Annotated in this window: 20 protein-coding genes and 1 pseudogene; 9 read left to right on the top strand and 12 right to left on the bottom strand. The window is 64.7% G+C overall.

Annotation, left to right across the window (positions count from 1 at the left end):
* Positions 1-233, top strand: a 233-nt coding sequence (locus tag ACT3UE_RS14950) for a hypothetical protein (RefSeq protein WP_444566974.1), incomplete at its 5' end; no start/stop codon positions are given.
* A 107-nt stretch (positions 234-340) separates the two neighbouring features.
* On the opposite strand, the gene ACT3UE_RS14945 is transcribed toward ACT3UE_RS14950, so the two are convergent.
* Positions 341-1,552 carry an FUSC family protein gene (locus ACT3UE_RS14945; protein ID WP_444566973.1) on the bottom strand — a complete coding sequence of 404 codons (1,212 nt, stop codon included), beginning with the start codon at positions 1,550-1,552 and terminating at the stop codon, positions 341-343.
* 294 nt (positions 1,553-1,846) lie between these two features.
* Entirely contained in the window at positions 1,847-1,978 is a 132-nt protein-coding gene (locus ACT3UE_RS14940; protein WP_444566972.1) for a hypothetical protein, read from the bottom strand.
* Positions 1,979-2,059: 81 nt separating this feature from the next.
* Here ACT3UE_RS14940 and ACT3UE_RS14935 point away from each other — a divergent pair, with 81 nt between their 5' ends.
* Entirely contained in the window at positions 2,060-2,260 is a 201-nt protein-coding gene (locus ACT3UE_RS14935) for a hypothetical protein (protein WP_444566971.1), read from the top strand.
* Positions 2,261-2,337: 77 nt separating this feature from the next.
* A pseudogene (gene cls, locus ACT3UE_RS14930) lies at positions 2,338-3,801 on the top strand (cardiolipin synthase).
* Positions 3,802-3,808: 7 nt separating this feature from the next.
* Here the strand turns inward: cls and ACT3UE_RS14925 are convergent.
* Entirely contained in the window at positions 3,809-5,008 is a 1,200-nt protein-coding gene (locus ACT3UE_RS14925) for an MFS transporter (protein WP_444566970.1), read from the bottom strand.
* 109 nt (positions 5,009-5,117) lie between these two features.
* Here ACT3UE_RS14925 and ACT3UE_RS14920 point away from each other — a divergent pair, with 109 nt between their 5' ends.
* Together ACT3UE_RS14920 and ACT3UE_RS14915 are read left to right on the top strand one after the other, a co-directional pair.
* Positions 5,118-5,726: a helix-turn-helix domain-containing protein gene (locus ACT3UE_RS14920; protein ID WP_444566969.1), complete on the top strand. Its 609-nt coding sequence runs from the start codon at positions 5,118-5,120 to the stop codon at positions 5,724-5,726.
* Between the two features lie 56 nt (positions 5,727-5,782).
* The gene (locus ACT3UE_RS14915) at positions 5,783-7,138 is read left to right on the top strand and encodes a dihydrolipoyl dehydrogenase family protein (RefSeq protein ID WP_444566968.1); all 1,356 of its coding nucleotides are present in this window, start codon (positions 5,783-5,785) and stop codon (positions 7,136-7,138) included.
* 27 nt (positions 7,139-7,165) lie between these two features.
* Here the strand turns inward: ACT3UE_RS14915 and ACT3UE_RS14910 are convergent, their stop codons facing one another.
* The 4 genes from ACT3UE_RS14910 to ACT3UE_RS14895 all read right to left on the bottom strand — a co-directional run bounded on the left by ACT3UE_RS14910 (position 7,166) and on the right by ACT3UE_RS14895 (position 10,486).
* The gene (locus tag ACT3UE_RS14910; RefSeq protein ID WP_444566967.1) at positions 7,166-7,840 is read right to left on the bottom strand and encodes an alpha-ketoglutarate-dependent dioxygenase AlkB family protein; all 675 of its coding nucleotides are present in this window, start codon (positions 7,838-7,840) and stop codon (positions 7,166-7,168) included.
* A complete protein-coding gene (locus ACT3UE_RS14905; RefSeq protein ID WP_444566966.1) occupies positions 7,837-8,421 on the bottom strand; it encodes a methylated-DNA--[protein]-cysteine S-methyltransferase in 585 nt (194 codons plus the stop codon). Before ACT3UE_RS14905 ends, ACT3UE_RS14910 begins: the two co-directional genes overlap by 4 nt.
* Positions 8,418-8,921: an RNA polymerase sigma factor gene (locus ACT3UE_RS14900; protein WP_444566965.1), complete on the bottom strand. Its 504-nt coding sequence runs from the start codon at positions 8,919-8,921 to the stop codon at positions 8,418-8,420. The genes ACT3UE_RS14905 and ACT3UE_RS14900 overlap by 4 nt, the downstream gene beginning before the upstream one ends.
* Before the next feature lie 83 nt (positions 8,922-9,004).
* Positions 9,005-10,486: an amidase gene (locus ACT3UE_RS14895; protein ID WP_444566964.1), complete on the bottom strand. Its 1,482-nt coding sequence runs from the start codon at positions 10,484-10,486 to the stop codon at positions 9,005-9,007.
* A gap of 182 nt (positions 10,487-10,668) precedes the next feature.
* Here ACT3UE_RS14895 and ACT3UE_RS14890 point away from each other — a divergent pair, with 182 nt between their 5' ends.
* Positions 10,669-11,112: a hypothetical protein gene (locus ACT3UE_RS14890; protein ID WP_444566963.1), complete on the top strand. Its 444-nt coding sequence runs from the start codon at positions 10,669-10,671 to the stop codon at positions 11,110-11,112.
* Positions 11,113-11,216: 104 nt separating this feature from the next.
* Here ACT3UE_RS14890 and ACT3UE_RS14885 read toward each other — a convergent pair whose 3' ends face one another.
* The 5 genes from ACT3UE_RS14885 to ACT3UE_RS14865 form a co-directional block, all read right to left on the bottom strand.
* A complete protein-coding gene (locus ACT3UE_RS14885) occupies positions 11,217-12,929 on the bottom strand; it encodes an ABC transporter family substrate-binding protein (protein WP_444566962.1) in 1,713 nt (570 codons plus the stop codon).
* Between the two features lie 49 nt (positions 12,930-12,978).
* Positions 12,979-15,081 carry a dipeptide ABC transporter ATP-binding protein gene (locus tag ACT3UE_RS14880; RefSeq protein ID WP_444566961.1) on the bottom strand — a complete coding sequence of 701 codons (2,103 nt, stop codon included), beginning with the start codon at positions 15,079-15,081 and terminating at the stop codon, positions 12,979-12,981.
* Positions 15,078-16,001 carry an ABC transporter permease gene (locus ACT3UE_RS14875; protein ID WP_444566960.1) on the bottom strand — a complete coding sequence of 308 codons (924 nt, stop codon included), beginning with the start codon at positions 15,999-16,001 and terminating at the stop codon, positions 15,078-15,080. Before ACT3UE_RS14875 ends, ACT3UE_RS14880 begins: the two co-directional genes overlap by 4 nt.
* An 8-nt stretch (positions 16,002-16,009) precedes the next feature.
* The gene (locus ACT3UE_RS14870) at positions 16,010-16,930 is read right to left on the bottom strand and encodes an ABC transporter permease (protein WP_444566959.1); all 921 of its coding nucleotides are present in this window, start codon (positions 16,928-16,930) and stop codon (positions 16,010-16,012) included.
* 418 nt (positions 16,931-17,348) lie between these two features.
* Positions 17,349-19,013: an alpha/beta fold hydrolase gene (locus ACT3UE_RS14865; protein WP_444566958.1), complete on the bottom strand. Its 1,665-nt coding sequence runs from the start codon at positions 19,011-19,013 to the stop codon at positions 17,349-17,351.
* Positions 19,014-19,516: 503 nt separating this feature from the next.
* Between ACT3UE_RS14865 and ACT3UE_RS14860 the strand changes: the two genes are divergently transcribed.
* From ACT3UE_RS14860 to ACT3UE_RS14850, 3 genes are all read left to right on the top strand, one after another.
* Positions 19,517-19,933 carry a hypothetical protein gene (locus tag ACT3UE_RS14860; protein WP_444566957.1) on the top strand — a complete coding sequence of 139 codons (417 nt, stop codon included), beginning with the start codon at positions 19,517-19,519 and terminating at the stop codon, positions 19,931-19,933.
* A 125-nt stretch (positions 19,934-20,058) separates the two neighbouring features.
* Positions 20,059-20,406 (top strand): hypothetical protein, encoded by a 348-nt coding sequence (locus ACT3UE_RS14855; protein ID WP_444566956.1) that lies wholly within the window; start codon positions 20,059-20,061, stop codon positions 20,404-20,406.
* Positions 20,403-20,617 (top strand): hypothetical protein (locus tag ACT3UE_RS14850; RefSeq protein ID WP_444566955.1); only part of this gene is annotated, 215 nt, incomplete at its 3' end. The genes ACT3UE_RS14855 and ACT3UE_RS14850, both read left to right, overlap by 4 nt.

Below are 20,617 nucleotides of genomic sequence, written 5' to 3'. Positions count from 1 at the left end.
CCCCCCCCCCCGTGACCGCTTGGCGCACGGGTTGGGTCACCGCCCACTCCGCGGTCGTAGCAAGCCGCTCAGACCCGGTTCTTGACGCCGCGCAATACCCACATCACGGCACCAATCACGAGGATGGCTATACCGATCCACAAGAGGAACTTCGCAGCCTCCACCGCGACGCCCAGCACCAGAAGAATTACTCCGACAATGATCAATGTAAGTACGAGCCCCATAAAAAGTAGTTTACGAGATAAACCCACGGGTGTCACTGGCGCGGATCACGGAATCCACTGGTCAACCGCTTATCCTCCGCGTAGCTGCCCCGGCGTGCTCACCGGAATCTCCCTGCCTAATCCTCCGGGTTCCTGCTGGCGGACTCGCGCGCTTCCCGCGCGGAGGCCACATCGTCGACGATGACCACGATATGGCGCAGGCTGGTGATCAGCGCCCCGTAGAGCGGCCACCGGCGTTGGGGAAGTTCATGGTCTTCCGACATCGTCGAGGCCAGCTCGGTCAAGCGGTCGGCGAGGGGTTCGACGTCGGCGTCGGGATCGGCGATCGATCGGCCGCAATCGCGCACCAGGGCCACCCACTGTTGCCTGAACCGCTCGTCCCATTCACCGGAGGCGTAGGTCGCGTCGCGCAGGGTGCGGGCCAGATGGCGCAGATGCGAGATTCCCTCGTCGACCCTGGAGAGGATGTGCTCGTAGCTGACCTCCTGGCTGGAGGCGGGTTTGCCGCTGGTGGCCGCACGCGAGCGGCGCAGTGCCCGCAGTCCACCCCGCGGGTTGGCCCGCCTGCTTTCCCGGGCGAAGCGGACGGACTGCCAGGCCGAGTTCAGCTCATCGGACATCGACTGGGTCTCGGAATACCAGGCGTCGGCCCGGTCGGTGTCCCACTGGTCGGAGAGTTCCTCCGCCATGTTGCCCAGCACCTCCCCCATTCGCCGGTTGATGCTGTCCACGTAGCGTGCCGCCTGCTGATCCCGCAGCGGAGGGATGATCAACAGATTGACCACCACGCCTACGCCCACACCCAGGCCGACTTCGATGATGCGGTCGAGCAAGAGGGGTTCCTGGCTGGAGAACCCGCTCCCCAGGACAAAAACCGCAGTGGTGGCGATGACCATTCCCTCGTCGCGGATCCACGTCACCTGTGCCCCGACCAGTCCGACGAGGAGGGCCAGGGCGAAGGTCCACAATTCGACGCCGAGGTAGTTGCCGATCACGAACGAGAGTCCGACGCCGATGATGGAGGCCACCGTCGTCTGAACCCCGTGGGAGAGCGAGCGATATACGGTGGCGTGCACGGTCAGCAGGGCCACCCAGGGCGCCAGGAACGGCAACGGGGACTCCAGGACATGGACCGACAACCACCACGAACCGGTCCCGGCAACCACTGATTTGAGGATCTGCAGCAGGTCGGTGACGAAGTCGGGGCGTTTCACCAGCTCCGCCATCCAGCGCCCGGCGCGTTGCATGACCCCCGCGGATGCGGCGTCGTCCCTCGTCCGGGCGGAAGCAGTCCCCGAGCCGGGTCGTCCTGTCGCAGAGGTGGACATCGTTCTCCCCTTTCGGCTGGCAGTCGACGCGATCCGCGCCGCTGAAGGCACCCCCGACACTACCTGCTGCCGGCAGCGCCCCCGGGAGGGAAAGCCATGGAGGACGCGCGGGCCTGCGGGCTCCTGGAACCATTGACCCACCCACCGGACCGGTGCTTCACTTCAGACAGGACGTGCGGGCAGACGTGCGGGTACGCGCAGAGCCCGTCCCGCGCCGGCGTCGTCCCTGAGCCACGGACGATCCGTCCAAGACAGGTGGAGGAATGCCATGTATCAGGAACATCCCCGGGCGGATCACGGGGCATCGATCCCCGGCGATCCGACGACGCAGCCGCCCACGCAGCCCGAACCGAGCCCGAGCACCGTCCCGGCTACGGATCCGCCCACCTCACCGGAGCCTTCGGAGCCCTGGCCCGAACCGCTCATCGAACCCATCGTGGTTCCCCCGGAGCCCGAAACGGACCCGCGGCGCGAACAGGCCCCCGGCGGGTCCATGGGGAGTGCGCGGTGATGACCGAACGACGCAGGACTCCGCTGCAGCGCGCGGAGCGACGTCAAGCGGGTCCGCACGGCGGCGAGGAAGATGACTTCCGGAACATGACGCGTCGGCGCCAGGAGACCGAGGAGAAACTGCGGCGACACCTTGAAGGCGAACGCGATGGTGTGGCCATCGAGGACGACGACGAAACGCAGGAACAGGAGCCCTAACCACCTCGCAGCAACACCCGTTCGTCGAGGCCGGCCACCTACTACCGGCTTCGTCTCCGCCATGACAGTCTGAACCCATGATCACCCCCGACGGCCTCGACACGGTTGCCCTGCTCCTCATTGCCCTGCATGCCGTCGTGGGCACGATCGCCATCGTGCTGATCTCTGCCAACCGCCGCCCCTCCACGGCGGTCGCCTGGCTGCTGGTCATCGTCTTCATCCCCTACCTCGGCGCCCTGGTCTTCTTCCTCATCGGGCTCAGCCGACTCCCCCGCAATCGCCGCGATAAGCAACAGCACGTCAACGCGTTGATCCTGGAACGCACCGAGGGCCTGCATCGGGTGGGCAACAGCGACCAGTGGCCGGCCTGGTTGCGTTCGGTGGTCACCCTCAACGAGAACCTCGGGGCCCTGCCCATGGTCGGTGGCAACCGGATCGAGCTCATCGATGACTACCAGGGCTGTTTCGACGCGATGATCCTTGAGATCGACCAAGCCACCCGCTACGTCCACGTCGAGTTCTACATCCTGGTCCACGACGACTCCACCGCACCGTTCTTCGACGCGCTGGCCCGTGCGGTGGACCGCGGGGTGACGGTCAGGGTGCTGTCCGACCATGTCTCCGGCTTCATGAATCCCCACCGCCGACACACCAGAACGGTGCTGGAACAGCTGGGCGCCGAATACCATGCGATGTTGCCGTTGCGTCCCTGACGCGGTCAGTGGCAGCGCCCGGATCTACGCAACCACCGCAAACTCGTCGTCGTCGATGGGCACACCGGTTTCACCGGGTCGCAAAACATGATCGAGGCCGGATACCACCAGAGCAAAAGCAGCAAGCTGGACCTGCACTGGCATGAGCTGATGGTGCGGCTGGAAGGGCCTGCGGTCCGCGAGCTGGAAGCCGTGTTCGTGACCGACTGGTTCAGCGAATCCGGCGAGCTGCTCCCCCTGGACACCACCCCGGTGGTCATCTCCGAGGCACCCGGGCTCCTCGACGCCCAGATCCTGCCCAGCGGGCCCAGTTTCGAGAACGACAACAACCTGAAGCTGTATGTCGCCCTGATCCACAAGGCCGAACGGCGGATCAGCATCACCAGCCCCTACTTCGTGCCGGAGGAATCAACCTTGTTGGCGATCATCTCCGCCGCGGCCCGGGGCCTGGACGTCGAACTCTTCGTGTCGGAGATCGGCGACCAGGTACTGGTCCACCATGCCCAACGCTCCTATTACGAGGCGCTGCTGCGGGCCGGGGTGAAGATCCACCTCTACGCGTCGCCGACGGTGCTCCACGCCAAACATTTCACCATCGATGACGATGTCGCCGTCATCGGATCCAGCAATATGGACATCCGCTCCTTCAGCCTGAACATGGAGGTCTCGGTCATGATCCAAGGCGCAGCATTCGTCCGACGGGTCCGGGCGATCGAGGACGGTTATCGCGCCAACAGCCGGCAGCTCGCGCTTCAGGACTGGGTCGGTCGGCCGGCCAGGGAGAAGGTCCTGGACAACTTGGCCCGACTGACCTCCTCCCTGCAGTGACGACCGCTCAGGCGGCCTTGGTGTAGCCGGCGTCGATCAGTTCCTCCACCGTTTCCGGGACCCCCGGCTGGCCGCGTTTGACGACCAGCGCCACCACCAGGGTGATGGCGGCGACCACGGTGGCACCGACCAGCGCGGCCTGGGTGCCGGGGCCATCGATGAGGGCCCCGGCCACCGCGGATCCCAGGGCGATCCCGATGAGCTGCGCCGTCGTGGTCCAGCCGAAGGCTTCGGCCACGTCGGCTGCCGGAACCCCGGCCGAGGTCATCTGGGTCAGGGCGGCAATGACCGGGGCGACCCCGAGACCGGCCAGGAAGACCGTGGCCATGAGCCACCAGAAGTCGGTGCTGACGGTGGCCAGTGCCAGACCAATGACGACGACGACCATCCGCCGTGCCGTGCTGAAGCGGTTGATCCGTTTGCGCCCCAGGTAGAGCCCGGCGGAGAGCGAACCGACGCAGAGGACCCCCAGGATGATGCCCGACTGGGCTCCGCCTTCACCGAAGGTCGCCACGACGGAGGCTTCGACCATCGAGATGCAGCCGCAGATCAGGAAACCGATGACCGCCGCCAGGCGCAGGGCCGGCGAGCGCAGGACGGAGCCGAGGCGGCCCGTCGGCGGTGCGGCGACGGCGCGGGAGATCTGTTTGGTGGTGATGAACCAGATACCCCCGCCGGTGACGAAGGCTGCCGCCATGACCACGCCCAACGAGGTGTTGATGGTCAGGGAGACGAACGTGGTCAGCACCGGCCCGAGGATCCAGATGACCTCCTGCAGGGAGGCGTCGAAGGAGAACAGGGCGCCGCGGGCGCCGGGGGCCACCAGCGAGGGGTAGATCGAGCGGGCCGCCTGCTGGAAGGGAGGGGTGCTCATCCCGCTGATGAAGGCAATCACCGCATAGGCCATGACGGAGAGTCCGGGCAGGGCCAGCACCAGGATCGTCGACCCGGAGAGCACCAGGGTGACCAGCAGGACCCGGTGCATGCCGAAGCGGCCGAAGATCCGGCTGCTCAGCGGTCCGGCCACCGCCTGCCCGATGGCCAGTGCCGCCAGGACCAGACCGGCGGCGGTGTAGGAGTCGTGGACGTGCTCGACGTGGATCAGCGCGGCCAACGCGAGCATCCCGGCGGGAAAACGCGCGACCAGTTGCGAGACCACGACGCGAAGGACGCCAGGGGCACGGAAAAGATCACGGTAGGAAGTCATCGAACCAGCATAACGAATAGTGCACAATATTGCACTATGCAGTGCATCACTATGGGCCGGTGGTCTCTCGTTGGCGTAGAATGGTCTCCGCTCCACGAAAGGAATCCCCGTGACCGGCAATCAGGACATCGCCACGCTGATCGGCCAGCGCATCCGCGCCCGCCGGACGGCCCGCCAATGGTCCCTCGAAGAGGTGGCCACCCGTTCAGGGGTCAGCCGGCGGACGCTGGTGGCGATCGAACAAGGCCAGGCGAACCCCTCCATCGCCGTGCTTTCCGGCATTTCCGACGCCCTCGGGGTGGCCTTCGCGTCGCTGGTGGATGCCGGCGAGCCCGATGCCTTCCAGGTCCGCAGGTCAGGGGAAGGGCCGCTGCTCTGGGAGGGGGACGACGGCGGGACGGCCCATCTGGCCGGCAGCCTCGGCGGAGCCAATGTCTCCGAACTCTGGGAGTGGCGCATGGCGGTGGGCGAAACCCACCACAGCACCCCGCACCCGCCGGGGACCCGGGAACTGGTCGCCGTGCATTCGGGCCAGCTGACCCTCGGGGTCAACGACACCTCGGTGGTGTTGGCTGCCGGGGATTCGGCCACCCACGGCGGGGACATCGAGCACAGCTACAGCAATGCAGGCCGTTCGGCCGCCTCCTTCTCCGTGGTGGTGCACTATCCGGCGGCCACGGTGATGGAGGGTCCCGCCGGGCCGTTGAGCCAGGCCTAGCCGCCGCCACCTCCCCACCCCTGTTCCGGGCCCGTCGAAGGTGGGACGGTGGGGACATGGAGAACACTTTCGATGTCATCATTCTGGGCATGGGCCCCGGCGGCGAAGTGGCCGCGGGCCGTTTGCTCAAAGCCGGGCTCGACGTCGCCGTCGTCGAGCGCGAACTGATCGGCGGGGAATGCGGCTATTGGGCGTGTATCCCCTCCAAGACGCTACTGCGGCCGGCGCAGGTCCGCACCGAAGCCCGCGCCACCCCCGGGGTCACGGGCGCCGAACTCGACTGGTCCGCGGCCAGCGACTACCGGGACACCATGATCCGCCACCTCGACGATTCGGCCCAGGTGAAAGGCTACGAAAAACGCGGCGCCACCGTTGTCCGGGGAGCGGGACGCTTCACCGGCCCCGGGCGCATTTCGGTCGGCGAACGGGAGCTGGAAGCCACCCACGTCATCATCGCCACCGGGACGACGCCGGTGTTCCCCCGGATTCCGGGGCTACAAGACATCGTGGCCTGGGCCAACCGTGAGATCTACACCGCGACCACGTTGCCGGCCCGTGCCGTCGTCGTCGGGGGTAGTGCCGTCGGGGTGGAGACCGCCACGTTCCTGGCCCACTTCGGGGTGGAAACCACATTGGTCCACCGCGGTTCGGCGCTCCTATCCCGCGAGGAACCGCGCGTCGGGGAACTGACCCTCGAACAGCTCGAGGGAGCCGGGGTCCGCGTCCTGCTGGACTCCTCCCCCACCCGGGCCCGACGTGAGGGTGGGGACAGCGTGCTCGAACTCGAGGGTGGAGACGTACCCGAAGTAGCCGCGGACGTCGTCGTATTCGCGACGGGCCGGCGCCCGAACACCGACGAGCTGGGGGCTGACACCGCAGGCATCACGCTGGGAAAGAAGGGCGAGATCCCGGTGGATGGCACCTGCCGGGCCGCCGAAGGCGTCTGGGCCATCGGCGATGTCAACGCGGTGCTGCCCTTCACCCATGTGGCCAAATACCAGGGCCGCCTCGTCGCCGACGCGATCCTCGGCCGCGGGCGCACGGCCCACTATGACGGGATCCCGCGGGTGGTCTTCGGCATCCCCGATATCGCCTGCGTCGGGCTGACCCGCCAGCAGGCCACCGACGAGGGCCTCTCGGTGGAATCCGTGGAACTGGACGTCACCGCGGCCCTGGCCAAACCGTGGATCGACGAGCCCGAGCCGGCCGCACGGCTGGGTCTGCTCGCCGACACCGACCGGCAGGTGCTGCTGGGCGCCTGGGCTGTGGGTCCGGAGGCGGCCGAGTGGATCCACCATGCGGCGTTGGCCATTCGCACCTCGATCCCGATCGAGACCCTGCGCGATCAGGTCCCCCAGTTCCCCACCTTCCACGAGGCCTACCTGGAGGCCCTGGCCCGATTCTCCTTCTGAACCGCGGTACCGCCCCGGGTCGAAACGCTAGCCCAACCCGGTTTCGCGCAGCGTGATGTTGATGCGCCCGGTCTCCACCCCGCAGCCGGCCGGGGCGGTCCCCGGGCGCATCCTGGTCACCCCGTGGTAGGCCAGCCGGGAGGGCCCGCCGAAGACGAAGAGGTCCCCGGAGACCAGGTCGATATCCTCATACGGTTTGTTCCGGTGCTCGGTGTTCCCGAAACGGAAACGGCAGGTATCCCCGATGGACAACGAGGCCACCGGCGCCCGAGAGCGTTCGTCCCGGTCCTGGTGCATGCCCATGTGCGCGGCGGCGTCGTAGTGGTTCACCAGGGCGGTATCCGGGGTGTAGGCCTCCCCGGCCCGGGGATCGCCGGTGGCCTCGACCACGGCCTTGCGCCCCAACCTCACCAGCCAGTCGGGAACGTCCAGCACCCGGTTGCCGTTGACGTCCACGGCCTCGCGCGTGTATTCATAGGGACGCCAATGCCAGCCCAGGCAAACGGTTTTCACGCTCATCTCGTGTCCGCCGACCCGGGCCGAACGGATCGGCACCGGACCGTTGACCCACTCGTGGAAACGGTCCACGATCCACCGTTGCTGGTCCAGCCGTAGCCAGCCGGGCACCCAGATGGCCCCGGGGGCCAGCTCGCGGCGCGGCCGATGCAAGAGGTCGTCGCCGAACAGCGCCTCCCCGCTCATGCGGCAGCTTCCAGACCCAGCAAGGCCTTCTTGGCCTCCAGCCCACCGATGTATCCGCCCAGTGAGCCGTCGGTGCGCACCACCCGGTGGCATGGGACGACGATCGGCAGCGGGTTTCTGGCACAGGCCGAGCCCACGGCCCGTACCGCTTGCGGATTGCCCACCGAGTCGGCGACCTGGGCGTAGCTCAGCGTCCGGCCGTAGTCGATCCGCGGGAGGTAGCGCTGGACCTCGAGCCGGAAGCCGGCTGAGAGCGACCGGTCCAACTCCAGGTCGAAGTGCCGGCGGTTCCCGCTGAAGTACTCCTCGACCTCGCGGGCCGCGTCATCGAGCCGGGCCGTGCCACTCAGGATGCGGCTGCCCAGTCGTGTTGCCAGGGAGTCGACCACGGCGTCGAAGTCCTCCCGTTCGAACGCGACCCGCACCAGTCCCCGCGCGGTGGCAGCCAGCAGCAGCGGTCCCACGGGGCTGTCGACCCTCCGGTAGGCGACGTCGAGCAGCTCGGCTTTCTCGGCCCGTTCGGCCAGCTCCGCCCGCAGGGAGGCCAGGTGCGCCGTTTCAGCGGGGATTTCGGTGTTCATCTCAGGGTTCCTTCCCGGAAGGCGTCGGCCCCGTAGGTCCGGCGCAGGGTGTTCAGTCCGTCGGCGGCGGCACGACGCACGGCCTCGGCGGTACCGCCGATCAGCTCCGCAGTTTCGGTGTGCTTCAGGCCGCCGAGATAGTAGTAGGCCACCGCGAGTCGTTGACGGGTGGGGAGTTGCCCCACCGCGGCCCAGAGTTCCGGTTCGCCCGTCCCCGGGGTGCCCCACGGGGAGGTCTGTTCGGGCAGGTATGCGGCAGGAAGTGCCTGACGGGCGCGGGCACGGGTCACGTCGAGGGCCTTGCGGTGGGCGACGGTGACCAGCCAGGCCTGCATGTTCGTCTCGGCGTCGACTCCGGGCCAGGCCTGCAGGGCGGCCAGGAATGTCTCGGACCAGGCGTCGTCGGCATCGGCTCCGGGGCCCAGGACGGCACGGCACACGCGCAGCACGGTTCTGCCATGCCGTTCAACGACGGTTTCGAAGGCCTGTTTATTCTTCATCACCCTGTAGACGCCTGACAGTGGGGAAACGTGAGATCGCCCTTCCATCGTATTCCCCACCAGGGGGGAAGAACGGCGGCCCGTCATCCCTGTCCGGGACCCACGGTGACCACCGGCCGGTGCGCCTGGCCGGTTCCGGGAACCAGGTCCGGTCGCTGTCCGCCGCAGCCCGCCCGGGCTTCAAAGGCCCGGGCGTAACGCAGCAGCTCGACATCGCGGTAGTGGTTCGTTGCCAGTTGGAAGCCCACCGGGAGTCCGGAGCCGCTCAATCCTGCCGGGAGCGCCAGGACGGGCAGTCCGGTGGCCGAGAGCAGGGAGGCCGAGCGCATCCAGTCCAGGTACGACGTCGCTGCGGTTCCATTGATTGCCCCGGGATAGCGCTCTCTCGCGTCGAAGGGCAGGACCTGGGCGGCAGGGCTGAGGAAGAGATCGTAGCGGGAAAAGAAGTCGCGGGTGGCCGCGGCCAGGCGGGTTCTCGCGGCCGTGGCTGCGATGAGCTCGGTGGCGGTCAGCGACCACCCGGCGTCGACGTTCCAGCAGACCTCCGGTTTGATCCGGTCGCGGTGGCTTTCCACCAGCGGGCCCAACCCTGCGGCGAAATCGGTGGCCCGGGTGCGTTCGAACACCAGGTCGGCCCCGGTGAAGTCGAGGGACGCCTCCTCGATGATCGCGTCGGCCTCTTCGAAGTGGCGTAATTGGCTGTGCAGTACGTCCAGGACCTCGGCCTGTACCGGGACGTCGAGCCCGAAGTCGGGGCTCCACCCAATCCGCACCCCGCGCAGATCACCGGGATCCGCATCGCCAGGCGCTCCCCCGGCACCGCCGAAGATCCCGGCAAAGGAGGAGCCGGTCAACGGTGCCGAGGGCAGGACGCGTTCGGAGGGGCCAGCGGTGGCCGCCATGAACAGGGCAATGTCCTCCACGGTTCTCGCCATCGGTCCGGTGCGCGAGAGCCACGCCCAATCGTTGTCGACGGCGGGCATCGGGATCACCCCGTGGGAGGGACGGAATCCGACGACGTGGCAGAACGAGGCCGGAATGCGTAGCGAGCCTCCCATATCGGATCCGTCGCCCAGCGGTTGGATGCTGGCGGCGAGGGCGGCGGCCAGCCCGCCGGAAGATCCTCCGGCGCTAAGGGTGGGGTCGTAGGGGTTCGTTGTCGTCCCGAAGACCGTGTTGAAGGTATGCGAGCCGGCGGCGAATTCGGGGACGTTGCTCTTGCCCGTGGAGATCACCCCGGCGGTGTGCAACCGTGCCACGATGGGAGCGTCGATGTCGGGAACGTGCTTGGCCAGCAGCGGGGAGCCCTGGGTGCTGCGCATCCCGGCCACGTCATGGGTGTCCTTATGGGTCATCGGCAACCCGTGCAACGGTGGCAGGTCGGCCCCGGAGAGCGTCAGCCGGTCGGCCGCATCTGCGCGATCCAAGGCTTCTTCTGGTGCCAGGGTGACCACGGCGTTGACCACCGGATTCACTGCGGTAATGCGGTCCAACTGGGATTGCACCGCTTCCCGGGCTGAAACGTCCCGACGGCGGATGGCACCCACCAGGGCGGTGGCTGACATCTGCTGGATTTCGTTCACAATTTCCCCGGTTTCGTGGTGGCTACCTCGACCTCCAGTCTCCACCGTTGACCGGCCCTCGGGAACACCCCGACGGCCGGAGCGGTGCCTCGGACTCCAATCCTTGGCCTGACCTGCGGCCCGGTGTCTTGGTACGAGCCCTTCGACGTGGCAGCGTATCCCCCATGACAGGCTTACCGCGGGACCGGAACACCGAGCCGTTGGGCCTCGGCGGCATCGCTGTTTTGGCCCTGTTGCTGGCCGGCAGCGTGCTGTTGGTTGCGGTCCCGCTGGCCGTCGGTCTCGGTGCCGCCGTGGCCATTCCCGGGTTGGGCGATTTCAAACCCGGTGTGTTGGCCTGGGGCGCCGTGATTTTGATCGGCTTCCTCCTGGCGTGGCTGGTGGCCGTTGAATTCGTGGAGTTCGTTCTGAGGTCGTTCCTTCCCCGGGATCTTCGGGTGGCCCGGGAAGCCTTGTCCCTGCTGGCCGGGCTGGCGGTCTTGACCGGTTTGTTCTCCCTCGTGGTGACCTCTACGTTGACCGCGCTGGTGGCTGCCGTGATCGCCTCCCTGGTGCTGTTCGCACTGAAACCGGTCATCGACCGGCTCGAGGCGAACGCGCCCCGGTAGCCTTCCGCGGTCATGCAGGCGGGTCCCCTTGGACGACCGTCGGTTTAATGAGGTGTGGCCGATCCCCGAGGAGGGGATCGGCCACAGGAATCTGCTAGCTGGACCTACTTCTCCCAGCCGACGTTTTCCGGTTCTTCAACCTTCCATCCCGAAGGACCGAAGTTGGCCAGTCCCTTCTTCACGGCTGACATATCAGGCCCATTGCTCAGCGGCAGGGTCCCGAAGTGTTCCAAGGCCTTCGTTTCCGCCTTGCTGGCGAGCTTCAGCGCTTCGTCCTGATCGGCCACCGTCGTGACCTTCTTCATCATTTCGTCGACTTCGTCATCGCCCACGCCGGAGAAGTTGCTTTCGGAATCCGAGCAGTAGAGCTGGCAGGCCCAGGCGTAGCCGTAGGGGTCACCCTGGCTCCAGCGCATGATCACCACGTCGAAGGCACCACTGGAGAGGGTCTCGGAGAAGTCGGCGCTCTTCTTGTTGTCGATCTCCATCTTCAGCCCGGCCTTCTTGGACATCGACTGCTGGGCACGGGCCCGCGCATCGGAGATGGGGTCATCGCCGAAGTTCACGTATTTGAATTCCGCGACCTTGCCGTCCTTGGCGTAGTACCCGTCGTCGTTCATGGCCCAGCCGTTGTCCTCCATGAGCTGCTTGGCGGCGTCGACGTCGTATTCGAAGCCGTCCAGGTTGTCCACGTAGGTCGGCATCCAGGGGTAGAGCACCTCCGAGCCCGGAAGCGGCTCTTCCCAGTCCATTCCCTTATAGGCGATTTCCTGGAGCTGTTTGCGGTCGGTCGAAAGCGAGAAGGCCTTACGGGCGTAATCGTTCTCGAACAGCGGGCTGTCCTGCCCGAACGTGTAGACGGCGACGGAGCTGTCGAAGCCACGACGGAGCTGCACATCATCCATGTCCTTGATCTGCGCCAGGCGGTCGGCGGTGCCAATGCCGGTGGCGTCGATCTCGCCGTTCTGGAAGGCGTTGATGGAAGCCGAGGATTCCATCTGCTTATAGACGACCTTGTCCAGCTTCGGCTTCTCACCCCACCATTTCGGGTTGGGCACCAGGGTCAGCTCCGTTTTGGAGTGCTCATCGATCATGAAGGGGCCGGCCCGCAATTCGTTATGTGGATCGTTGACCCAGCCGGTCTTATAGAACTTTGCGTCCAGGTTCTTCGGATGTTCCAGGTCTCCGAAGAGCGTTTCATAGGGGTAGAACGACTTCTTGAAGGTGACGATGGCTTCCTTCTCGTCCTCGCCCTTCTTCACGCTCTCGATGTTCTCGTAGCCATCCGTGGCTGCGGGGTTGTATTTATCAGTTTTCCCGCTCTGGGTCTTCCACGTGGTTTCGAAGGCCTTCCAGGTGATCTGGTCCCCGTTGTTCCACTTCGCATCCGGATTCAACACGTACTTGACGGTCTCGGGATCTTCACTGACCAGCTCGGCCGAGAGCAGGTAGTCCTCATCGGGGCTGGCTTCCCCGCTTTCGGTGAAGTTCCACAGGGTCGGGGAGGTCCAATTATCGATGTCGCTGACATAGACGGAGTTGCCGTCGATGTTGAACCCGTTGAAGTTCGGGGGGATCTCGCCGATCGGCAGGGTCAGTGTCCCGCCATCCTTGACGTCGTCGCGGTCCTGCGGGTTGTTATAGAGCTGCCCGACCTCGGGCTGTGGTAGCGGATCGGTGTTGGGGGCGACACCGGCGGCCGGCTGCTTCGCCGCCGACTGATCAGCGCCATCGCTGCCGTCGCCATTATTCGCGCCACCACAAGCGGAGAGCGCGAAGACGGAAGCCGTCGCGGCGACCGCCAGGATCTTATTCATTTTCATAGTCGAAACTCCCATTCGGCTGGGGACCGGGTGGTCCCGGTCATCATTTGATTTCCATCGGAAAATGGCATGCGCGTTGCTGGTCCGTTTCCCCCTCTTTCACTAGATCCGGTTCCTCGGCCTCGCATACCGCGCGGTCGGCTTCCGGAAGCATCTTGTAGGTGGGACATCTGGTCCGGAAGCGGCATCCGGAAATCCGTTCGGTGGGGCTGGGAAGCTCACCGCTGAGCATGATGCGTTGGCGTTGGCGTTCCACCTGCGGGTCGGGGATCGGTGCCGCGGACAGCAAAGCCGCCGTATAGGGGTGGCGCGGCCGGGTGTAGATGCTCTCGACGTCACCGATCTCCACGATCCGGCCGAGGTACATCACCGCGACGCGATCAGCGACGTGGCGGACCACCGAAAGGTCGTGGGCCACGAACAGGAAGGAGACCCCGAGCCTGGCCTGCAAGGATTCGAGCAGGTTGATGACCCCGGCTTGGATGGAGACGTCCAACGCGGAGACCGGCTCGTCCAGGACCACGAGGGACGGTTCGATGGCCAGGGCACGGGCGATACCGATGCGTTGTCGTTGTCCACCGGAGAACTGCTCCGGGAAGCGGTCCACATGATCCGGGTTGAGCCCCACCAGGTCCATGAGGATACCGAGCCGCTCATTGATGGCCTTCTTGGTCCAGCCCTGTGCCTTCAGCGGTTCGGCGATGACGTCGTAGACGGGCATGCGGGGGTCGAGGGCGGCCATGGGGTCCTGGAAGACGATCTGCAGATCCGACCGCAGCTTGCGCCGCTGATGGGCGCCGAGTTCGGAGACGTCCCGCCCCATCAGGACGATGCGTCCGTTCATGGGTTGCTTCAGCTGCATGATCTCCAGCAACGTACTGGTCTTCCCGCAGCCGGACTCCCCCACCAGCGCCAGGGTTTCGCCTTGCCGGATATCCAGAGTGACCCCGTCCACGGCGCGGACGGTGCCGGTCTTGCGGCGGAGCATCCCGCTGGAGAGCTCGAAATGACGTTTGAGATCCTTGACTTCCAGCACGGTCGCGCGCTCTGCGCGAGCGACATTGGCCTCGCGTGGCGGAAGTTCCGGAATCGGGTAGACGTCGGTGTATTTGAGCCCCTGTTCGACGATTTCATCGCCGCGGATGCAGGCGGCATCGTGCGCGTTGGGACCACCATGGGTAACCAGCGCCGGTTCGGCCTCCGTGCATTGGTCCACGGCAATGGGGCACCGCTCCGCGAACGGGCAGCCGGGAGGAATGATCACCGGCGAGGGCGGGTTCCCCTCGATCGGGACCAGCGGGCCCGAGGTGCTGCGGTCCGGACGGGGAACGGCGGCGAGCAAGCCCATGGTGTAGGGCATTTGTGGAGCATCGAACACGCTGTCGACGGTTCCGTGTTCCACCGGTTTGCCGGCATACATGACCATGACGTCGTCAGCCACGTTGGCCACGACACCCAGGTCGTGCGTGATCATGACGACGCCGGCTCCGGTCTCACGCTGGGCAAGTTTCAGGACATCAAGCACCTGGGCTTGGATGGTGACATCCAACGCCGTGGTCGGCTCATCGGCGATGAGGACCTTGGGGTCGTTGGCGATGGCGATGGCAATCATCACCCGCTGCCGCATGCCTCCGGAAAATTGATGCGGGTAGGCCTTCAGCCGCGCTGCGGGATCGGAGATCCCCACCAGGTCCAACAGTTCCATGGAACGCTTCACGACCTGCCCGCGGCTGAGGTCCTGATGCGTATCCAGGGCTTCGGCGATCTGCTGGCCGATGGTGAAGACCGGGGTCAGCGCCGACAAGGGATCCTGGAAGATCATGCTCATTTCAAGGCCACGCACCGAGGACATCTCGCGGTCGTTGAGCCGGAGCAGTTCACGCTCATCGAGCCGGACGGATCCGCCGACGACGGCCGAGTCCGGGAGCAGCCCCATGATGGCCAGCGAGGCGGCCGACTTTCCCGACCCCGATTCGCCGGCGATGGCCAGTGTCCGGCCGGGCAGCAGGTCGAAGGAGACCCCTCGGACCGCCCTCACCGGCCCGGCTTCGCTGCCGTAGCTGACCGTCAGGTCCCTGACGGAAAGCACGGGTTCCGTGGCGGATTCCCGCGTATCGCCCAGTTCTGCGGGGTGGGTCATGGTCATGCCTTGCCTCCGGATTCCGATGAGGGGTCCAGGGCGTCCCGTAGGCCATCCCCGATCTTGGTCATGCTGTAACACAGCGCGAGCAGCAGCAGCGCAGGGGTCAGGAACATCCACGGGGCGGTCATCAGGGTCGCCGATCCTGATTTGATCAGCACGCCGAGGGAGGTGTCCGGAGGGGTGATCCCGAAACCGATGAAGGACAGGCCTGTCTCCGCTTCAACCGCATAGACGACACCGAGCACGGTGTGGATGATCAGGATCGAACCCAGGTTGGGGATCATGTGCCGCCAGAGAACGGTCAGCGGCTTCACCCCCATGTAGCGGGCGGCGGCGACATATTCACGGTCGCGGAGTGATTGGGCAATGGAGCGAAGCACCCGGGCGTAACCGATCCAGCCGAAGAGCATCAACGCGAACGTCAGCCAGATCCAGCCGCTGGTTCCCGAGGACTTGGAGACCATGATGGCCAGCAGGAAGAACGTGGGCACGACCAGGAGCATGTCGAGGATCCAGGTCCCTACCGTTTCGAACCATCCTTCGACGTAGGCGATGGCCGCCCCGACGAATGCCGCGATGACAGTGATGCCGATCGAAGCGATGAAACCGATCATCAGGGATCGTCCCAGCCCCCGGGCCGAGAGGACGAACAGGTCTCCACCGACGATGTCGGTGCCGAGCCAGTGTTCGGCGCTCGGCGGTTGCTTGAGATTCAGGAAATCGGGTTCGTCGTAGTCCCACTCCGTCAGATATTTGGCGAAGACCGCGTAGATGATCATCAGCAGCACGATGGCCACGCCGATGACTGCCTGCTTATTGCGGCAGAAGCGACGCAGGATCAGCCGGTGCTTCGAGGTGCGTTTGACCGTGGTCCGGACTTCGCTGTCCTGGTTGGAGAGGTCGATGCTCGCGTTGGTAGTCATGGGGCCCCTTAGGAGATCCGGATCCGGGGATCCAGGAAGGCAACGAATATGTCGGCGAGGAGAAGTCCCGCGCAGGTGGCGACGCCACCGAGGAAGGCGACGGCAACGGAACCGTTGATGTCGTTCTTGGAGAGGCTTTCGATGAAGTACAGACCGGCTCCATGGATGGCGAAGATCTGCTCGACGAACAGTGCGCCGGTCACCGTACCGGTGATCGAAAACGCGATGCCGTACGCGGTGGGGATCATGGAGGTCCTCAGGGCATGACGGCGAATGGCCACGTTCTGCGGGACGCCTTTGGCCCGGGCGGTCCGCACATAATCAGCGTTCATGGTGTCCAGCAGATAGGTGCGTTGGGTGAGGTGGAAGCCCACGTAGCCCACCAGGGTCAACACCAGGGTGGGGAGGAACAGGTGTTGCATGTAACTGAAGAACGTGCCGTCCCCCAAACCGGTCACGGCAAACCAGTGGAGATCAAATCGCTGTTGCAGCATCAGATACATCAGCACGACCAGTAGTGCCAGAACGAAGGACGGCATGACCAGGAAAACGGCACTGACCGAGTTCGTGACGTGGTCGAAGGCCTTGTACTTGCGGATGGCCGCCCGGACGCCGATGGCGATGCCGATGATGATGGCCAACGCCGTGGAGATGGTGACCAGTTGGACGCTGACCCAGGCCCGGTCCCAGATGACCCCGCTGACGGGCTCCCCCACCGGGCTGTATCCCCAATTCCAGTGGAGCACGATGTCGGTGAGCCAATTCCAGTACCGTTCGAAAATCGGTGTCTGGTCGTTGATGCCCGCATAGTCCAACGAGGCGTTGATCGATGCTGCAGGGGGTTGAGGCCGGAGGGCCATGTAGTTGGAGCGTGGATCCAGGAACCAGGACGCCAGGAAGTAGACCCCGCTGGTTGCCAGGAACAACATGACTGTGTACGAAGCGAATCTTCGGGCAATGAATTTCAGCAAACGTGGTTCCTCTGGAGCTAGTGGGCCGTGGACCCCGGCGTCGACTCTGACGTCCGGAACAAAGCCCTTGACCTCCACCACCCTGCCAAGGATGGGTGACCTGTGTCACGCCCTCTGAAGCAACAATTTCATAACGGGTTCTTGCGAACCATTTAAACGAATTGAATACACCATGACTGAACTCGTGCCATAAATCGGGTTTGTGTCATGGTTGTAAATAATTGATCTCAACCCTGCGCTGACTTTGCATCTTGTCTAAAAATCTCGGTGGAAAGCCGGTGGAATCGACTCCGCCCGGAAGTCTTCGGTCCACGAAAGAACCCCTGGATCCCTCCAACGAGAGGACAAGAAACCAGGGGTTCTTCGTGATGTCCAGCTAGGAACGCGGCACGGCTCCAGGAATCGGCGGGACCACTGGCGGCAGTCCACGGTCCGGTGTCATCCGGCGTTTCTTCTGTGCGTCCTGCTCATCGAGCGGGACGGTGAACGGCTGGATATCGCCCTCGCAGACGGTGCCCTTGGCCGGCAATTCGCCCGTCAGGAGGTAGGAATCCACGGCACCCGTCGCACACGTCGACGTCCCGTAGGCCGTGTGTCCCCAGTTGGTACTGGAGAGCAGGCGGCTCTTGGGCAGCAACGAGGCAGCGTTGACCGCCCCGTCGTAGTTGGTAGCCGGGTCCCAATAGTTGCCCACGACGAGGACCGGGTTGGCCGTGTCATGATCGAAGGTCCCCCGGTAGGAGTCCTCGTCCTGAGCGGTCCACGTCGAGTTCGCGCACGGGGCGGATGACCAGGTCCACATCGGCCCGAAGTCCGGAGCCAGGATCTGCGCATAGTCGGCGTAGTTCGCCCAGCTCCCGGCTCGGTACGGGTTGATCCCATCGGTACACAACACCGACTGGAAGGCCTCCGGGGCATTGCTGTAGGGGAAGGCCCAGCCTGCGGACTTCCCCATGCGTTGTTTCGCCTTTGCCGCCTCGTCCGCCGCCTGCTCCTCCTCGGTGATTCGCGCAGCCAGATCCTTGCGTGCCTGAATCTGACGCTTGGCCAGTGCACTGCCCTGCGCGCCCGGCTCGGCCATCAGCGCGGATACCTGGGCAAGTAATCCATCCACGGTTGCCCCGGCATCGGGTGCATATAAGGAATTCAGCATCAATGACGTCAACATCGCGTAACTGAGCTCGAAGGTTTCGCCTTCGGCGCTGACGACCAACGGCTCCTTCTTCAAGGACTTCACAATGGCCTGATAGACCTTGGCAGGGTCTCCGTCCGCAGCCAGCTGGCAGTAGTCCTCCCCTGCGGTTTTGCAGCGCTTGAGGATTTCCTTCAATGCCTTGGAGGCACCCTGGCCGGATTTGATGCGTTGGGTCTGCGGGAGCGCCTTGTTCCACTTCGTGCCGGCCCAGCCTTCCGGGTCTAGTACACCGTCGATGACCACCGCACGGACCCGGTCGGGGAACATGTTGGCGTAGACATTGCCCAGGTAGCTGCCATAGGAGAAACCCAGGAAGCTGAGCTGTTCATCCCCGACCATGCGCCGAAGCAGATCCATATCCCGGGCCACCTCGGCAGTGGACATGGATTCAGAAAGCGGGGTTCCCGTGGTCGCGCAGGCCTGGCCGAACGCCTCGGAGGAGCTGATGTAGGCCTTCTTTTCGGACTTGGTGACCGGGAAGGCGACGTTGAAGCCGCTCAAGTCCGCGGATTGCTCCCCCATGTTTTCCCAGCAGGCCACATTGTCACTGAAATTGGTTCCACGGGGGTCGAACCCCACGACATCGAAACGCTGGCGAAGTTCGGGACTGAGGAAGAAATCCGCCGAAGCAGCCATCTGTACGCCGGAGCCGCCCGGTCCTCCGGGATTGAGGAACAAGGTTCCCAGCTTTTCGTCCTTGCTACCGGTGGCTTCCAGCCTCAATGCGGCGACGTCGGTCGTTGGTCCGTCCGGCTTGTCGTAGTCCAACGGCATCGGAATATTGGCGCAGTCGGCACCTTTGGCGATGTCGGCGCAGTCGAACCAGTCGGCTTTGGGCGTGGCCACACGGTCGACCTTTTGGGTCTCCGTTTTCTGTGATGGGACCTGCGGGAGAGCCATCGTTGAGGTCGGAAGCGGGGTCACCGCCGTCGCGGCACCAGCAGACGCCGGGGCGATGAGCAGGAGTGCCGCCCCCAGAAAAGCGCAGGGGCCGGCCCAACGGCGGGCGGTCACTGGGCACATCCCGTGGGTAGATGACGGATCGACGCTATCGGGGGTGTCTTGTGTTTATATTCCATGCAGTCAGGCTATGGACGACATCAACAAGAGGGCAAGATAAGTTGGAAACTTATACACTAAATCTGTGATGACATTTCATTGACAGCGAGTGCAGCCTGAAGGGCCCCTCTCGAACTGCTGGCATTCGTTCCCGCAAGGACCCTCCTAGTGCCCCACGCGCGTATCCTCGAGCCTGGATCCAGAAACGTTGAAGTAAGTATTTCGGCAAAGCCCTTAGCTGCCTTCTGGATGATCCATGGTTTGAGCGCTGAAATGAAAGGAGACCTTGGATGCCTGAATGGGTCATGATGGTGCTGTTCCAGATCGGCGTGTGCTTCTTCGCTGGCATCACCCTGGCGTTCTTTTCTTACCGCGCCTATAAGGGCCGTTGGTCCTGGTTCCTCACGAATCAGCCCTTCATGGTGCCCGTCGGCCGATACTGGGGACTACTCACGTGCGCTTTGTGGGCAGTATGTTCATTCTGGGTAGGTGTGGCCGGAAGCTACATCGTGTGGTTCAACTATTACCACGTAGACATGTCGCCCATGGGGAGCTTCTTGCTCACCGTGCCGGTCATCGTGATCGTTGGTGGGGCCGGAACGTTGTTCTCGTGGTGGCTGCCCAAACGGTGGCGCCCGCAGTGGCTGCTGGACCTCGACCGTCAGTATGGCGGGAGTCAAAACACGCCGTATGAATTCCCACATTGACACCATCAATCTTCCCGGAAGGAGCACCACTGATATGGGCTCTTTGAACGCCGGACCGTTGAGGCTACTCCCACCCTCCGGGTGGTCCGCCACAGAGCCGTTGGTAGGAACCGACGCTGTGGTGCTTGCCCCCGCACCACCGGAGGGGGGCTTTTCGTCCCAACCTCGTCGTCCACTCCGAAGAATTCGCTGGCAGCCAAGCGAAGCTATCGACCGTAACCCTGGCCGGCCACCAGGTGATGCTGGCTGAATATCACCTCATCGATGTCGATACCTGGGACGTGCCGGTTCCGGATGGCCGACGGTTTGAGTACGTTCACCGGTTGGGTGGGGGCCTGCTCCACTGCATCCAATACAGCACCGTCATCAACGGACTGGCCGCACATCTCACGTTGACTTCCACCGAGGCTCAATTGGCAGGTCTTGACGCCGCTTTCCTCGACTGCAACGACACGGTCAAGGTGGCAGCATGAGCAGAATCCCGGACCGCGAGCCACGACTGGACGCGACCGCAACCAGCCGCTCTGGTGTGCCCCGTGAAGAACTCTCGGGGTTGGCCATCCGTCAGCCCTACCGCAGCGCAGGCCCTTGGCTGTCGCTCGATGCCCAACGGCTGGTCGGTCTGCTGGGACCACGTTCCAAAGCAGGGATCGCTGATGATGGTGACTCCTTGATCAGCCTAAG

Source organism: Arthrobacter sp. 179, from assembly GCF_052379645.1.
Classification (GTDB): Bacteria; Actinomycetota; Actinomycetes; order Actinomycetales; family Micrococcaceae; genus Arthrobacter_H.
Note: the sequence above shows the minus strand (reverse complement) of the source record. Positions and strands in the feature narration are given on the sequence as shown.

Bases quoted from the DNA above. Each gene is read 5' to 3' on its own strand.
- ACT3UE_RS14895 (WP_444566964.1), bottom strand. From the start codon at position 10,486: ATGTCAGCCACCGCCCTGGTGGGTGCCATCCGCCGTCGGGACGTTTCA.
- ACT3UE_RS14925 (WP_444566970.1), bottom strand. From the start codon at position 5,008: ATGACTTCCTACCGTGATCTTTTCCGTGCCCCTGGCGTCCTTCGCGTC.
- ACT3UE_RS14900 (WP_444566965.1), bottom strand. From the start codon at position 8,921: ATGAAGAATAAACAGGCCTTCGAAACCGTCGTTGAACGGCATGGCAGA.
- ACT3UE_RS14880 (WP_444566961.1), bottom strand. From the start codon at position 15,081: ATGACCATGACCCACCCCGCAGAACTGGGCGATACGCGGGAATCCGCC.
- ACT3UE_RS14910 (WP_444566967.1), bottom strand. From the start codon at position 7,840: ATGAGCGGGGAGGCGCTGTTCGGCGACGACCTCTTGCATCGGCCGCGC.
- ACT3UE_RS14945 (WP_444566973.1), bottom strand. From the start codon at position 1,552: ATGTCCACCTCTGCGACAGGACGACCCGGCTCGGGGACTGCTTCCGCC.
- ACT3UE_RS14890 (WP_444566963.1), top strand. From the start codon at position 10,669: ATGACAGGCTTACCGCGGGACCGGAACACCGAGCCGTTGGGCCTCGGC.
- ACT3UE_RS14885 (WP_444566962.1), bottom strand. From the start codon at position 12,929: ATGAATAAGATCCTGGCGGTCGCCGCGACGGCTTCCGTCTTCGCGCTC.
- ACT3UE_RS14915 (WP_444566968.1), top strand. From the start codon at position 5,783: ATGGAGAACACTTTCGATGTCATCATTCTGGGCATGGGCCCCGGCGGC.
- ACT3UE_RS14870 (WP_444566959.1), bottom strand. From the start codon at position 16,930: ATGTTGTTCCTGGCAACCAGCGGGGTCTACTTCCTGGCGTCCTGGTTC.
- ACT3UE_RS14875 (WP_444566960.1), bottom strand. From the start codon at position 16,001: ATGACTACCAACGCGAGCATCGACCTCTCCAACCAGGACAGCGAAGTC.
- ACT3UE_RS14940 (WP_444566972.1), bottom strand. From the start codon at position 1,978: ATGAGCGGTTCGGGCCAGGGCTCCGAAGGCTCCGGTGAGGTGGGCGGA.
- ACT3UE_RS14905 (WP_444566966.1), bottom strand. From the start codon at position 8,421: ATGAACACCGAAATCCCCGCTGAAACGGCGCACCTGGCCTCCCTGCGG.
- ACT3UE_RS14860 (WP_444566957.1), top strand. From the start codon at position 19,517: ATGCCTGAATGGGTCATGATGGTGCTGTTCCAGATCGGCGTGTGCTTC.